We start from the raw sequence: 15,311 nt of genomic DNA, 5'->3' as shown, positions 1-15,311 counted from the left end.
TTGGAAGGTCATCAACGCCAAAGGTGGCGGATTTTAACAGATGGGGCGCGCTTAAGCAGGCGAAAGTGACGCTCTCTTTTGGTTACGACTTTAGTCACAACACTATTGCTGCGATGCAATATAATACCTAGTATTCCGGCCTTTGTTTACACGCACCGATGACTAAATTAACAAATACTTTGGAGCCTGTATGGGCATGCTCGCTATTATCGTCTCATTGTTGCTGTTGATGCTGCTGGCCTACCGAGGTATCTCGGTCCTCCTGCTTGCGCCGTTAATGGCCGCGTTAGCGGTTTTACTATCAGGCGACGGCGCTTTTTTACTGCCGATTTACACCGACACCTTCATGGGCGCCCTGGGTAACTATGTTATGCAGTTCTTCCCGCTCTTCTTGCTTGGTGCGCTCTTCGGTCAGTTGATGGCAGATTCAGGCGCCGCGCAGTCCATTTCCAACGGTATCGTCAAGCGGCTGGGCACGCATCACGTGGTGCTGACGGTCGTCATGGCCTGCGCCGTTCTGACCTATGGCGGCGTCTCGCTGTTCGTCGTGGCCTTTGCCATTTACCCGATCAGCCGTGAGCTGTTCCGCCAGGCCAATGTACCCAAGCGCCTCATCCCCGCCTCCATCGCTCTAGGCTCCTTCACCTTTACCATGACGGCGCTGCCCGGCACGCCAGCCATCCAAAACGCGATTCCCATCCCTTACTTTGGCACCAACAGCTTCGCGGCACCGGGGCTTGGCATCATTGCTGGGTCGATCATGCTAGGTCTAGGAACGTTCTACCTTCAGTCGCGAGTCAAGAAAGCCGCTGCCCAAAGGGAGGGTTACGGTACCCACACGGAACGTGAAACCGATACCCACAGCGACGTCGACACAGCACCCGGCATGCCGCTGGCCATCGCGTTGATCCCACTGGTTATGGTGATTGGTCTCAATGCCCTCTTTACTTACTGGGTATTCCCGGCGATGGACCTGAGCTTCATCAGCGACGCGTTCGATAACGTCACACCCAGCCGACAGACCGGGCTTTGGGCCATTCTGATTGCCCTGCTGAGCGCCTCGGCTTGGCTGATCATCACCCGCTGGCGCCACTGGCAAGACTTGAAAGCCACCATCAATCAAGGCTGCTTTGGTTCGCTGCTACCTATTTTCAACACGGCCTCTGAAGTGGGTTACGGCGCGGTCATCGCCAGCTTGGCAGGCTTTGCCATCCTTCGCGATGCGGTGCTCAATGTCTCCCCCGGTAACCCCCTCATCTCCGAAGCCATGGCGATGAGCGTGCTGGCAGGCATCACCGGCTCCTCCTCCGGCGGGCTCTCCATTGCACTCCAAACCTTGGGTAGCGAGTATCTGGCCATGGCGCAACAGGCTGGCATCGACCCAGAGCTCATGCACCGCGTGGCGACGCTGGCCGCGGGCGGCATGGATACGCTCCCCCATTCCGGCGCCGTCATCACACTTCTGGCCATTTGCGGGCTGACCCACCGCCAGTCGTATGGCAATGTCGCCATGGTCACCATCGTGCTCCCCATCGCCGCGCTGATGAGTGTGATTACGCTCGGCACCCTATTTGGAAGCTTCTAAAATCGCCAATGCCATGCGATAGTTGATTAACGCGTTAACCAATCCACCATAAGAGACGTGCCATGGCCCTTCAGAAACACCATACGCTGCTGTTGATCGTGCTCGCCAGCTTGGTTATTTCCACGGCCATGGGGCTACGTCATGGGTTCGGGCTGTTTCTCGAGCCCATGAGCAGCGATTTCGGCTGGGGGCGCGGCGTTTTTGCGTTCGCACTGGCCGTCCAAAACCTCATTTGGGGGCTGTCCCAGCCATTTACCGGGGCGCTGGCCGACCGTTTTGGCGCGGCCAAAATCATCGTGGCGGGCGGCATCCTCTACGTACTGGGGCTCTGCTTCATGAGCCTTTCGACCAGCGCGCTCGGCATGACCGTCAGCGCGGGTCTGCTGATTGGCTTCGGCCTATCGGGAACGACGTTTTCGGTGATTCTGGGCGCCGTCGGCCGGGCCGTTCCCGCTGAGAAGCGCAGCATGGCCATGGGGATCGTCAGTGCGGCGGGCTCGTTTGGTCAATTTGCCATGCTGCCCGGCACGCTGGGATTGATCGAGTGGCTAGGCTGGTCCTCTGCGCTCCTGGCCATGGGGGCGATTGCCGCACTCATGATACCGCTGGGCGCCATGCTCAAAGACCGGCCCAGCCCGAAGGCACTGGGCGACTTGAGCCTGCGCGATGCGCTTAACGAAGCGGCGGGGCAAAAAGGATTTTGGCTACTTTGCCTGGGCTTTTTCGTCTGCGGCTTCCAAGTGGTGTTCATTGCGGTCCACTTGCCAGGCTACCTGTTCGATAACGGCTTGGCCGTCCAAGTCGGCACCACGGTGCTCGCGCTGGTGGGTCTGTTCAATATCGTGGGCACCTACACCGCTGGCTGGATGGGGGGTATCTGGTCGAAACCGCGCCTATTGAGCTGGCTTTACCTCATCCGGGGCGTGATCATCACGGCCTTTATCGCCCTACCCCTGACGACGACCAGCGCTTATCTCTTCGGGATCGCCATGGGGCTGTTATGGCTCTCCACCGTTCCGCTCACCAACGGTATCGTCGCATCGGTGTTTGGCGTTCGCCATCTCTCGATGTTGGGCGGCATCGTGTTTCTCTTTCATCAGCTGGGCTCGTTTATGGGCGTGTGGCTGGGTGGATTTTTGTACGACCTCACCGGCCACTACGATACGGTGTGGCAGATTGCCATCGTGCTGTCCGTGGTCGCCGCCGCGCTCCACTGGTTCATCAGTGAGAAGCCGCTGGCACGCCCCTCTGCGGGACAGGTGACGACATGATGCGTTCAAGTCTATGGTGGAGTTTGATTGCCCTACCGATAGTGAGTGGCTTGATATTGCTGGCATGGTGGGGCTGGCACGCACTAGACCCTTCGATGCTGCTGTTAGGCAGCCAACTTTGTTGACTAGAGAACACTCGCAACGTGTCCTAGATCAAAAGAGACGACATGCGTAACCATTACACTGATGAGTATAGACGTATCAGCCATTGAAAAAGGGCACTAATGAACTTTATTCACTCTCTCGCCCTGCAGCTCAAAAACAGTCTTCGGGATTTGCTACCCGTTGTGCTGGTTATGAGCTTCTTTCAAACGCTCGTCATCCAACAACCTCTTCCCGATACATTGGCGCTTTTCGATTTAGCACTAGGGCTACTGTTTGTAGTGATCGGGCTAACGCTCTTCATCAAGGGGCTAGAGCTGGGACTGTTTCCTTTAGGAGAGAACCTCGCACGTGCTTTCGTTCATAAAGGTTCTGTCGTTTGGCTCCTTCTATTTGCTTTTGCACTGGGGTTTGGATCCACCGTCGCAGAGCCAGCACTGATTGCCGTGGCGGCTCGTGCAGCGATTGTCGTCTCCGAAAGCGGTCTGATCGAGAATAGCAGTCTCGCCCAAACGTCCTTTGCGTTCACGCTCCGCATGATCGTAGCGCTTTCCGTAGGCACCGCCGTGGTCGTTGGCGTACTGCGTATCTTTAAAGGCTGGCCGCTGCATTTGATGATCATTGGTGGTTATATTCTTGTACTGCTCTTGACGCTGTTAGCGCCTGCTGAGCTCGTTGGCATTGCTTATGATTCGGGAGGTGTCACGACATCGACCATTACTGTCCCTCTTGTTACGGCACTCGGCGTTGGCTTGGCCACGGCCATCAAAGGCCGCAACCCTATGCTGGACGGCTTTGGTTTGATTGCATTTGCTTCCGTTATGCCCATCATTTTCGTACTGCTTTTCGGTATTGTTGGCCTTGATCTCGTTGCAGAGGGAAGATCATGAATATGCTGGCTGTTTTTTGGGGGACGCTACGCGATATTCTTCCCATCGTGGCGATTATTTTTGGCTTCCAATATTTGGTGATCCGCAAGCCGGTCAAACGGTTTCTTAAGGTCGCTATTGGTTTTTTCATGGTATGGGTAGGACTCTCTGTCTTTTTGATAGGGCTAGAGCAAGCCCTGTTTCCCATGGGTGAGTTGATGGCCAGCCAATTGACACACCCCGATTTTCTACCTGCCATGACAGAGGGAGCTCAGCGGCATTGGAGCGACTACTACTGGGTCTATATTTTCGCGTTTACGATTGGCGCAAGCACTACGATTGCCGAGCCATCGCTGATCGCGGTGTCGATCAAAGCTGGCGAAATATCCGGCGGTACGATCAACCCTTTTACCCTGCGGCTCGCCGTTGCCCTCGGCATGGCCGTTGGAATCACCCTGGGCGCATGGCGCATCGTCATGGGCCTACCTTTGCAGTGGTTCGTGCTAGGAGCGTACTGCCTAGTGATTGTCCAAACCCTACGATCCCCAAAGTCGATTATTCCCCTTGCATTCGATTCCGGGGGCGTCACGACATCGACCATTACCGTGCCGATCATCGCCGCGCTAGGTCTTGGATTAGCCTCCTCGATACCCGGTCGTAGCGCGTTAATGGATGGCTTTGGAATGATCGCGCTTGCCTGCCTATTCCCTATTATCACGGTAATGGGATACGCCCAAATTGCTCGATGGCGAAGCAATAGGCCATCGAAAATACAGCCGCTCTCAGGCACGTCAGTGACAAAGTCTCATCAAGGAGATACCCATGCGCTTTAAACTCATTGTCGCGCTTGTAGAAGATGAGCTAAGCGACCAGATACTTCAGGCAGCTAGAGATGCTGGAGCCACCGGCGCCACTGTCATCAATAACGCGCGTGGCGAAGGCTTAAAAAAAGCAAAAGGCATTTTTGGCATGGACATTACGTCGCAACGTGACGTGCTGCTCTTTTTAGTGGAGGAGCATATTAGCCGTTCAATTCTCGAAGCGATCGCGGAAGTGGGTGCATTTGACGACACGTCGGGAACAGGCATCGCCTTTCAGCTAGACGTCGAGGATGCGGTAGGCGTCGCACACCAAGTGAAATCCCTCGAAGATGCATTCGATCAACCGCTAGGCTAGAGAGAGGCTTTAACAATGGCAAGCTCATCACTGACGGAGCGCACTGCCCAGGACGTCATGCACTCCCGCTATGTGACGACCGATGGTTTTATGACCGTTACTGACGGCATTGAACTAATGAGGCAATACGATGCCACCGCTATCATCGTTGATAGGCGCGATGAGAAAGATGAACTGGGGCTTGTGTTAGCCTCTGATATTGCTAAAAAAAGTGCTCGCAGTCAATCGCTCTGCAGACCGTGTAAGCCTTTACGAAATCATGAGCAAACCGATCATTAGCGTCCGTCCGGAAATGAATATTCGCTATTGCGCTCGCCTGTTTGCTCAGTTTGGTTTATCCCAAGCACCGGTCGTCGATGCAAAACACAGCGTCATTGGGATCATCGACTACCCACGGCTCGTCATCGGGTGGGAAACTAATTAGCGCCTCCCAAGCTTCGATGCCGCCAAAGCCGCATCAGCACACCGTGCTTTGGCGAAAACAGCAGCGCCGTGAAGAAGCACCCCGTTGCTACCAAGACGATGGTGCCACCGGACGCTACGTCAAACGCAAACGAGAGCCATAGCCCCAACACGGCAGACCCCACCCCAATCCCCACGGAGATAAACAGCATCGTTTTGAAGCGGTCGGTCAGCAAGTGGGCCGTGGCGCCCGGCGTAATCAGCATGGCCACCACGAGGATGATACCGACGGTTTCCAAACTGGCCACGATGGTGAGCGTGAGCAGTAGAATCAAACCGTAATGTATCACTCCCGTATTGAAGCCAAGCGCTTGGGCCTGCGTGGGATCGAAGGCGTAAAGCATGAGCGGACGATAAGCCAGCCATACCACCAACAGCGCAACAAGGCTGGCCGCCAACGTGAGCAATAGTGCCGACTGCTGCACTCCGAGCACGTTGCCAAACAGGATATGCATCAAGTGAGTGCTAGAGGCGATCTTACTGATCAAGACCACGCCCAGCGCAAATGCCCCGGTAAACATGATCCCCATGGCGGCATCGGATTTGATGCGCGTGTGCCGCTCGATTGCCCCAATACCGAGCGACGTCAGCGCTCCAGTGACGAAGGCACCGATAAAAAAAGGCAGGCCCAGCAGGTAGGCAACCGCCACCCCAGGCAGCACCGCATGAGAGATCGCATCCCCCAGCAACGACCAACGCTTGAGCACGACGTAACACGAAAGCATGCCGCAGATGGCTCCCACCATCATCGACGTGAGCAGCGCACGCTGCATGAAGGCGTACTGAAACGCCTCTGATACGCTGTCGGGCATTAGGTTCACGGGCACCATCAGCGCCGCAATGAGCCCCGCCACCAGCGCACTACTCCAAACATCCAACGTTTCTAACATTCAAGTCGCCTATTCTTTGCTGGCAAATGCAGGAAGGCGGACACGCCCGACATCCGCTGGAGAATTTGCAATAGAACTCACCGCAAGTTCGGCCAACTTGCTATCGCTCAGCATTTCGTCGGGCGCGCCCTCGCCGCGAATGAATCGATTGATCAGTACCACATGGTCCACGTAGCGACGCGCGCCCGGCATATCGTGCGTCACCATCACGATGGTTCGCCCGGCTTCGCGTTCGCGTTTGAGCACGTCGAGAATGAGTCGCTCGCTAGGTGGGTCGACCCCCGCGAGCGGCTCATCGAGCAGCAGGATACTCGCCTCTTGCGCTAACGCACGCGCTAGCAGCACGCGTTTTTTTTTGTCCGCCCGATAAGGCCCCGATCGGCCGCTCGGCATATGCCAGCATATCAACGTCGTTTAACGCCTTTTCCACCGCATCACGATGCCGTGACGAATGCCAACGCGCAGGAAGCAGCCTCCGCCACCACGCATCTTGACGCATGTGGCCATAGCGGGCGCTCATCACGGTTTCCCACACCGAAATAGGGAAGTCCCACTCGATGGCCTCTCGCTGGGCCATGTAGGCAATGCGCCCGGCTTTTCGATGATGCTCGATGGCTTGACCAAATGCCGTCACGCGGCCGCGTAAGGGTTTCATACTACCGGTCAGCACGTGAAACAGCGTCGACTTGCCTGCGCCGTTCGGCCCGACGATGGCCGTCCAACGCCCGCTTGGCAGCGAGAGGTGGATATCCTCTAGCACGGGCTGACGCTGGTAAGCCGCATAGACACCGCTCACATCGATGGCGCTGGCTGGTTGAGACGGTAGTGAGGACATCGTGATTTACTCGCTAGCCAAGTAGCGACGCAGCAAGGCAACGTTATGACGCTGCATGGCAAAGTAATCGGCAGCCTCCCCGTCAGGCTCACTCAACGAGTCGACATACAGCGGCCCGGCAACGGGCAGCCCCGTATCACGTGCGATACTGGTCACATGGCGGTCAGAAATCGTGCTTTCCCAAAACAGTGCCGCCGGTTGACGCTCGTTGATTCGATCGATGACCCGCATCAACTGGCGCGGAGAGCCCTCTGTTTCGGCATTGGTCCCCCAAATGCCGTCGTGCTCGAACCGATACGCGTCGGCAAAGTAGAGAAAGGCTGCTTCACTGGAGAGCAGCACGCGGCGCTCTTCGGGAATGGCTTCGAGCGTTTCTTGGAGCTCGACATGTAGGTCGTGCAGTTGCGCTTCCAGTGCCGCTGCACGCTGCTGAATCGCATCGGCTTGATGGGGCAGGCTATCCTCCAACGTGTTGGCAATGGCTTGTACATAGGCACTGGCAGCCCGCGGGTCCATCCACAGGTGTGGGTCCACGTCGCCTTCCATCTCACCGGTGACGATCGTTTGCGTCGGGTAACCCGACGCCTCTGCCACGGCGATCATAGGTATGTCATCGTTAACTGTCGCCGATACTTGGCGCATCCACTGCTCGAGCTGATAGCCGTTATAAAAAAACGATGTCGGCGTCCTCGAGCGCAGCAAAATTATCTGGGGTTAGCTCCCACTCGTGCACTTCGGCGTTGATCGGTGTCAGCACCGTGACGTTCGCATCATCGCCGGCCACTTTCTTCACCAAGTCGCCAAGAACTGAAAACGTCACGGCAATCTCGATGGGCGGATTTTGCAACTCATCGGCCTGAGCACTGGTCACAACGCCACACCAGGCGAACGGCACGCTCAAAGCTGCTAGCAAGTATGGTTTAGCCACTGGATCTCTCTTCTGTGCTAGGCTCGTGTTACAGATAACTTTAGCTCAACAAAAAAGCAATGTGCAAACAGTTTAGCCTTGGCTAACAATTATCTTCAAAAATGCGCTACCATCGCCAATTAACGCTTCCACTAACTTTGATAACCTTTGCCAATGAGTGATCACCAACAGCGGCGCACCTCCCCCCCCCTCTGGACACAGTGGTGATGCACTACCGCCTGTGGAACAGCACGCACAGCAGTATGAAACGGTGCGCAATGCACACGAAACCGAGTTGATCGAAGATTATGTCGAGCTAATTGGCGATTTAATTCGGCATCGCGGCGAGGCACGCGCCGCCGATATCGCCAATCGTATGGCAGTAAGCCAAGCAACCGTATCGAAAATGATTCGTCGCTTGAATGAACTAGGATTAGTGACCAGCAAGCCCTATCGCTCGCTTTTTTTTGACCGAAGAGGGTCAGAAAATGGCGGAAACGTCCCGCGCCCGCCACGACATTGTATTGCACTTTTTGCGGGCGCTCGGCGTAGATGACAGCACGGCAAGAATTGATGCCGAAGGGATGGAGCATCACGTCAGCGATAAGACGCTCGCCATCATGCAGCGCTTCACCGAACAGCAGATTAAGTAGTCGCCCTCTCTCCCTAGCGGGGCACCCGAAGTGTAAAGTCATCGAACCACGTTAAGTGATTCGATGACTAAACCGAATGTTATCGGCCTCTAGCATAGAGCGTATTCAGATCTTGATATTATCCGCCACCTTCCAGACACCAGGTGAATTCCTTAGTGCCTTCTGCAGTGCGTGCGAAACTATGAATGCAGTATCACGGTAGACTCATTAACCTTAATCTACCCCAAGCGCTTTGACCACTGCGTCAATCGGTTCGGCATAGAAGCTGGTTTGGAACTTGGTGAACAGCTCACCGGGGATGGTAGGAATATCCATGGCGCTGCTCATGGGCAGGGTGACGCGCTTGCCACCGGCATCAAAGGCAACCTGCAGGCATTCCGCTAAGCTTTCGACGGGTTTTAGGCTTCCTCCCAGGCTCATATCGCCCAGCACGACCATTTGGCTTTGGGTAGGTTTACCTACCAAGCCTGAAGAGAACGCGACCAAGCTGGCGAGCGAGAGATCGCGCAAAACGCCGCTATTTTGTAGATCGACCACATGCAGGTGGAAATCATGCTCCAACACCTTGCGGGCTCCGCTGATGCGGCTGGCGTTGGCCTTGAAGTAATCAAACGCCATTTTGACCTGCTCTTTGGCGGCGGTGGAGTTCCAGAGCCCTGACATGGCCAGCTTGCCACTGCCTGCGGTTACCTGCATTTCGATGCGATAAACCCCCGGCATGCCCTTATCACTCAGGCCAATGGTATGCACCACCCCTGGCTTGCCCTGGCCTTCTGGAATTAGGCCGCCACCGCCCTGCTCTTTCACCGACACAAAGTGCTCTTCCAGGGTCTCTTTGTCGATGTAGCTGAAATGGACATCGTAGAACTCCATGCCACCAATCTTTTTCAGCTGCTCCTTGACGCGGCGGCGTACCTGCATGGCGTATTCCAGGCAATCGCGTACATCGTCTTTCATCAGCCCTTGTGAACCGCCGCCATGGGGAAACATCAGCTTCAGCAGGCCCGACACCGTTTTACGTACCGCGATCACGTCACGCTGGTTGAGGTTATCACCCAACGAGAAGTAGCGATCAATGGCATCAGCGAAGCTGCGCTTGCGCATTTCACGGAAGAATTCCGCTAGGTAATCGACGATAAACCCATAGCGCTGAGTGAAGAATGAGGGCCGCATCTTGGGGATTTCCCAGCCGGGAATATAGGCATGGAAGCGGTCAAAGAAGGCAGCATCAATCATGGCATCGGGGAATGGCGTCAGCAGGTGGCTGGTTTTTACCAGCGACTCCACGCTTTGGTTGATGTTGCCGACGAACACCATCGAGGCTGAGGCTTCCATCTGTTCGCGCCCACGGGCAAAAGAGCCAGAGGCCATGTAATCCTTCATGATCTGCACCCCGTCCTTATCCTTGAACGAGATACCGGCCACTTCATCGAACGCCACCAAATCCCACATACCCACCAGGCCAATGCGCCGTGAGCTCATGTTGTAGAACAGGTTAGCCACCGTGGTTTGCCCGCCGGAGACCAAAATGCTGTTGGGCGAGCACTCTTTGTAGATATGGCTTTTGCCAGTGCCCCGTGGCCCTAGCTCGCAGACGTTGTAGTTGTTCTCGACAAATGGAATCATCCTGGCCAGCAGGTGCCATTGCACGCTCTCATCCAACTCGGCAGGTTCCATACCAATCGAGCGAACCAGCACTTCACGCCATTGAGCATTGGTAAACCCACGCCGCCCTTCAAACAGCTCGTCCATGTTCATGTGAGGCATCTGAATCGGCTTGAGCAGGCTGACACCAAACGGCGAGCTTGTTTGTCCCTCTTCATGAAAGTAGCTGAGCGTGGCAATCACCCAAATACCGCCTACCAGCAGCTTCTCGTGCTCTTTAACAATGCCTGCAGAGATTTCGGCATCTTTGATGCCCAGGTTACTGAACGCCGCTTCATAGCGATCTTTCTTCTCATTCAGACGCACCGTGACACGATCAATTACCTTGAAACTGCCGCGCTCACGCACGATGGATTTCACTTTCTCCGCTTCATCGGGCCGCACGTAGTTATCCGTCAGAATCGCTTTGACGTTTTCCAACCCCTTAGCGATCACCTCGGCATCATCAGAGGCGCAGTACATGCCCAACAGGTACTCCAGCACATACACGGGCACATTAGCGCCCTCTTTCACGCGCTGGGTGAGGTCCTTACGCACCACGCGGCCCGCAAAGTGCGTGTTAAGTAGCGTATCCAGATCGGCGTCCTGAAGAGCGTCGGTAATGTGCGTGGCGGAAGATGAGTCAAAATCCATGTGGGCGGTCACTCCTGAACGACGAAAAAAGCACAATGCACAAAATTAAAAACTCCCCAGCTGATGACGGGCCTAGAAAAAATCATCCGTAAACGCGAGATCGATCACCACCCGGTAGCGCTCCCGCTCGGTGCCCAGGTCTTTATCGCGCAGCACCAGGAAGTAGTCATTCTTACGGTCAAATGACGTGCCCGATAGCGAGAGGCGCACCGACTTCATGCGCTCGTTCATATTGTCGCTTGCGCTATCGAAGGTCACGACCTCTTCACTGGAAACCACCTCGCTGCCCGCGTAGATCGCCACGGACAGCGTGATCGGGCGGAGGCGCTCGCTCACCGCTTCGGTTTGCAGCAGGTCGAAGCGCTGAATGTTATTGACCATCTTCAGCGATGCCTTGGGTGAGATCACTTCCACCTTGCGGCTGGTGCGCTTTTCTACCTTCTCACCCCGCAGCTGCTGAACGGTGAGCACGGGCACCACGATTTCCTGGGGCATAATGCCCCCGTGTACAAAGCGAGCCCCGCCGACAAAGTGAAAACGGTGTGCGCCTTTGGGTATCCAGAACTGGGTATCGCAGGTGGTGCCTGCCGTATCGCGGGTATGGCCGTGCCACACACTGGGGTTATCGGGCAGCGACTCGCCCAGCACATAACGCTTTTTGCTTTTGAAGGCCGACGTTGGCTTGTCTGACAGCGCCGTGCGGTCGGTAGCATCCAACGCGCTGCGCTGGAACAGGAAACCATGGTCGGCGGTGACCAGCACCGTGCTGGTGTTCAGGTGCATGAGAATTTTACGGGTCAGCTGATCCAGCTCATCAATGGCATCCTCCACCGCTGCAAACGTCTCGCTTTCGGTGTTAGCGGCATCCCCACGGGCATCCACCACGTTGTGGTAAACGTACATCAGCTGCACGCCTTTGATCTTTTCGCGCCCTTCTTCACGGCTCCAGCCTTTTACTTCTTCAGCGGTGACGGCTAACGCCTCCCCGCCGAGGGCTGCTTTGAGTAACTTGCTGCGGTTCGCCGTGCCTTGGGTGGATTGGCCATTCACCAGCACCGTATCGCTGCCCGGCTGATAGCTGAGCTCTCGGTGCGGTAACAGCGAGGCCATCCCCAGCGTGGTGTAGCTTGGCACCACACCTAACTGGCTTTTTAACGTCGCTTCGCTATAGCGCTTGGCATTAATGCGTTCACGCAGCTCTTCCGCCGCCTCATAGCGGAAGGCATCACTAATCACCACCACCACACGCTTTTGGCGGCTAGCGGCTAGCTGGGGTTGCACCCAATCTCGGTAGAAATGCTGCTGGCTGGGGATATTGGGTAGCTTCCAGTGGGTGAGCCGCTGTTCGGCTTCCACGCGCTCGCTCCAGTTACGGGTGAGCTGGCCCAGGAACCACTCGTCGTAACAGCGCTCAACAGCGGCATCCAGGTTTTTAAGCAGCTCAACGCCAGTGGCATCCGATGCCACCGCGTAATGACGATAGGCGGTATCAAAACGGTAGAGATCTGTTTGGTAAGCGTGGTAGAGCGCCTCAACACTCTCGTAATGAAAGCCTTTAGCATGCAGATGACGCAGGCTAAACAGCGCAATCGCCGCCGTCAGTGCGGCATACAGCTGCCGGTAGCGCTCGCGGCGGGCATCGTTTTTATGCCGAGACGCCCAATAACCGTCCAGGCGCGCCACAATGATGCTGTCGAATAGCTTCAGGTCGCGGGCATCCGCCGTGGGAATCGCCTGGCAGAGATCGACAATGATCTGCTTCTCCACCACCTCAAACGTCGCCACATGGCTTAGCTGTTCTAACGGCACATCCTGCAGCTTGTCATCAATGCGCTGGGCATCCGCCACCCACCCGGAGATCACATCAAACGCGGGGTAAAAGCGTGAACTATCTCGCCAGCGAGTGAGCAGCGCTCGGGAGGATGCACGCGCATTAACAGAGGGAATGGCCACCTGACGCGCCCAGTCAGGAATATCAGAAATGCTCTCGCAGTAGCCGGTAATCAATAACCGCAGCATTAACTGGCCGAAGTTAAGCGGCGCTTCACCGCTGAGTTCTGCTTGGCTAGCGGGGTAACCCACTTCGGCCTGCAGGGCGCGCACCAACGCAGGCACCAAGGCGTACTTTTCCGCTTCAATCAACGCCGCTGGGTTGGCCTCTAGCCCTAGCTCATTGGCCACCGCCTCTTCAGCCAAGTGGAACAGCAGCGTGGCCACGTCAAGAGACGTGGCCCCCACCACCACGGCCAGCATCGCCAGATCCAGCTCATCTTCACTAAGAGAAGGCGTGACCAAACGCTTCAACGCTTCGATTCGCTTACGACTGGCCAAGAACGCCTGCCGCTGCGCCAAGTGCTCGCGCAGTACGTGGCGCGTTAGGCCCAGCTCGTTGAAAATCATCGAAACGCGGTCGGCGTAGAAGCGGCCAGAGTACAGCTTTATATCCAGCAGCCAGTCGTTCTCTGGGGCTGGCTCGGCGTAGGGAAAGTAGAGCAACGTGGGCATTTCCGGCTCCTCTAGCTCCAGGCGTAGCTTCACGCCCAGGGTGGACTCCCCCGCCATATTGATCACCTGAACGCCTTCCAGCGCAAGCTCGCTGAGCGAATCCGCAAAGTGGCCAGGGGCGTCGTACCAGAACACAATCCGATGGCGGTCGGTGAAGAAGGCGTGTTGTAAGCCCTGTTGGAGTTGGTCGAGCTGCATCTAGCCTCCTTGCCACATAAACGTTAAAACTTGCTGCCAGTCACGCCGCCATCTCATAGATAGCGACGTGTACTTGGACGCTAAAAGACTTAGGATTCAAAATATTATCACGTTCGGATCAGTAAAAGCGGCAGCGCTGCCTAGCCATGCTCTGCTCTGCTCTGCTCTGGCACGGGAAAATATACATCAGTCATTTTTTATCAGATTCAGCATATTGGCAGGCGCGATAAAAACGTCCTTTTTACCGACTTTATATTTTTTCAGCAGATGATACTTATCTGATAGCGCTAACAAGTCGGTTCGTGCGGTCTGATAAGCAATCCCATGGGAATTCTGATGGGATTTAATGGTGTACTCCATCCCAGGGTTATCCAACGCATTTTTTAACAGCCCCAGCTGCCGATGGTTGAGCAAACCATTGAGCTTTGATTTCTTGAGGATTTTTTCAGCCTCTCTGTACTCTCCTGCTTTGTCAGTGAGGTAGCGATGCAGATCAGCAATCGATTTTTTGATCACTTCAAGCTGATGAATAATGAAATAAGTAACATCATTACCATCCGTTTCTGTATGCAGATAGGCCGCCATGTATTGTGCGGGTGCCTGCTTCAGCACCCGAGAGATAGAGATATACTCCATCAGCCAATACCCCTCCTTGGCCATCACCCAATAGAAAAGAGCCCGTGCCGTTCTGCCATTGCCATCCACAAAGGGGTGGTCATACCCAATCATGAAGTGGACAACGATGGCCTTGATAACAGGCGGTATAAAGCTAGCCTCGTTCTCATTTTCCGCATTGACGAAGTCGCATAGCTGCTGAATACGGTCATCAAGCTCTTGATAGGATGGCGGCGTATGTAGCAGCTTGTCATCGAGTGAGTACACCCTTATGTCTTCATCTGGACCTCGAAAAACACCGGCTTTATCAGCATCTTCTGTAGGTAACGTATCTTCTGTCACGATCTTATGTAATTCGCATATCATTGACTTCGTGAGTGTTTCTTCCTTGTACTCACGAATGAAACGCATGGCGTTATAGTTGTTAAGAATCATTTTTTCAGAATGATCTTTGGGTTTTCTTCCCGAACGTAGCATATCCTTGGCCACCTGGCGGGTGGTTGAAGCCCCTTCCAGTTGGCTCGAATTGATGGCTTCTTCAATCAGCGAGTTGATCAGGTAAGTTTGCTTTGTGTGAGGGTCTGAGATTTTACTGTCTGCCTTGATTGCCCCCGTCGCGTTCTCACTGATCCAGAGAATGTCACGCATCACGGTATCCGGTATGCAAAACCGAAAGGGAGCCCCCTGCTTATCCTTAAAAGATAGGTCTCTGGAAATTTTCTCTCGCGCGTTGCGCATGGCCAGCCAGTAAAGCTCGGCATCGTAACCTTTAGGCATGGCCAGATGCCTAAGCTTGTCCCAGTGTAGGTAACGGCCTTTACTGTCCGTCGGCCCAACCGCCTGACCAAAGAGCAACGCCATTTTAGCGACATCGCCACTTTTGAGCAGCTCAAGTAGCTTTTCCTGGGACGGTGGAGAGACAGGCACCTTCATCACATTGCTCCA

The 15,311-nt window shown here is 55.2% G+C and carries 11 protein-coding genes and 3 pseudogenes; 8 read left to right on the top strand and 6 right to left on the bottom strand.

Features of this window, described 5'->3' with window-relative positions:
• Positions 1–190: 190 nt before the first annotated feature.
• The 7 genes from A3220_RS08455 (at position 191) to A3220_RS17890 (ending at position 5,427) form a co-directional block, all read left to right on the top strand.
• The gene (locus A3220_RS08455; protein WP_062374384.1) at positions 191–1,585 is read left to right on the top strand and encodes a GntP family permease; all 1,395 of its coding nucleotides are present in this window, start codon (positions 191–193) and stop codon (positions 1,583–1,585) included.
• 62 nt (positions 1,586–1,647) lie between these two features.
• Positions 1,648–2,856 (top strand): MFS transporter, encoded by a 1,209-nt coding sequence (locus tag A3220_RS08450; RefSeq protein WP_044628013.1) that lies wholly within the window; start codon positions 1,648–1,650, stop codon positions 2,854–2,856.
• Positions 2,853–2,981, top strand: a complete 129-nt coding sequence (locus A3220_RS18155) for a hypothetical protein (RefSeq protein ID WP_289109334.1) — start codon at positions 2,853–2,855, stop codon at positions 2,979–2,981. The genes A3220_RS08450 and A3220_RS18155 overlap by 4 nt, the downstream gene beginning before the upstream one ends.
• A 99-nt stretch (positions 2,982–3,080) precedes the next feature.
• Positions 3,081–3,848 (top strand): DUF1538 domain-containing protein, encoded by a 768-nt coding sequence (locus A3220_RS08445; protein ID WP_128082409.1) that lies wholly within the window; start codon positions 3,081–3,083, stop codon positions 3,846–3,848.
• Entirely contained in the window at positions 3,845–4,660 is an 816-nt protein-coding gene (gene umpB / locus A3220_RS08440; protein WP_054641502.1) for a Na,Li,K/H(+) antiporter subunit UmpB, read from the top strand. The genes A3220_RS08445 and umpB overlap by 4 nt, the downstream gene beginning before the upstream one ends.
• Positions 4,650–5,003 carry a P-II family nitrogen regulator gene (locus A3220_RS08435; RefSeq protein WP_044628015.1) on the top strand — a complete coding sequence of 118 codons (354 nt, stop codon included), beginning with the start codon at positions 4,650–4,652 and terminating at the stop codon, positions 5,001–5,003. The genes umpB and A3220_RS08435 overlap by 11 nt, the downstream gene beginning before the upstream one ends.
• Before the next feature lie 259 nt (positions 5,004–5,262).
• The gene (locus tag A3220_RS17890; protein ID WP_252860438.1) at positions 5,263–5,427 is read left to right on the top strand and encodes a CBS domain-containing protein; all 165 of its coding nucleotides are present in this window, start codon (positions 5,263–5,265) and stop codon (positions 5,425–5,427) included.
• On the opposite strand, the gene A3220_RS08425 is transcribed toward A3220_RS17890, so the two are convergent.
• The 3 genes and pseudogenes from A3220_RS08425 to A3220_RS08415 form a co-directional block, all read right to left on the bottom strand.
• Positions 5,420–6,355, bottom strand: coding sequence for a metal ABC transporter permease (locus A3220_RS08425; RefSeq protein WP_044628017.1), 936 nt, complete (start codon positions 6,353–6,355; stop codon positions 5,420–5,422). The genes A3220_RS17890 and A3220_RS08425 overlap by 8 nt on opposite strands.
• Positions 6,356–6,364: 9 nt before the next feature.
• Positions 6,365–7,190: pseudogene (locus tag A3220_RS08420) on the bottom strand (metal ABC transporter ATP-binding protein).
• A gap of 6 nt (positions 7,191–7,196) precedes the next feature.
• A pseudogene (locus tag A3220_RS08415) lies at positions 7,197–8,085 on the bottom strand (metal ABC transporter substrate-binding protein).
• A gap of 253 nt (positions 8,086–8,338) precedes the next feature.
• Between A3220_RS08415 and mntR the strand changes: the two are divergent.
• Positions 8,339–8,750, top strand: a pseudogene (mntR, locus tag A3220_RS08410) (manganese-binding transcriptional regulator MntR).
• A gap of 213 nt (positions 8,751–8,963) precedes the next feature.
• Here the strand turns inward: mntR and brxL are convergent.
• From brxL to A3220_RS08395, 3 genes are all read right to left on the bottom strand, one after another.
• On the bottom strand, positions 8,964–11,048 hold the full coding sequence (gene brxL, locus A3220_RS08405; protein ID WP_062374382.1) for a protease Lon-related BREX system protein BrxL: 2,085 nt from the start codon (positions 11,046–11,048) through the stop codon (positions 8,964–8,966).
• A gap of 72 nt (positions 11,049–11,120) precedes the next feature.
• Entirely contained in the window at positions 11,121–13,751 is a 2,631-nt protein-coding gene (gene pglZ, locus A3220_RS08400; RefSeq protein ID WP_062374380.1) for a BREX-1 system phosphatase PglZ type A, read from the bottom strand.
• A 186-nt stretch (positions 13,752–13,937) separates the two neighbouring features.
• Positions 13,938–15,299, bottom strand: coding sequence for a Fic family protein (locus A3220_RS08395; RefSeq protein ID WP_062374378.1), 1,362 nt, complete (start codon positions 15,297–15,299; stop codon positions 13,938–13,940).
• Positions 15,300–15,311 lie beyond the last annotated feature (12 nt).

Source organism: Halomonas sp. KX33721, from assembly GCF_001596805.1.
Classification (GTDB): Bacteria; Pseudomonadota; Gammaproteobacteria; order Pseudomonadales; family Halomonadaceae; genus Vreelandella; species Vreelandella aquamarina.
This window is presented reverse-complemented; position numbering and strand designations above follow the sequence as displayed.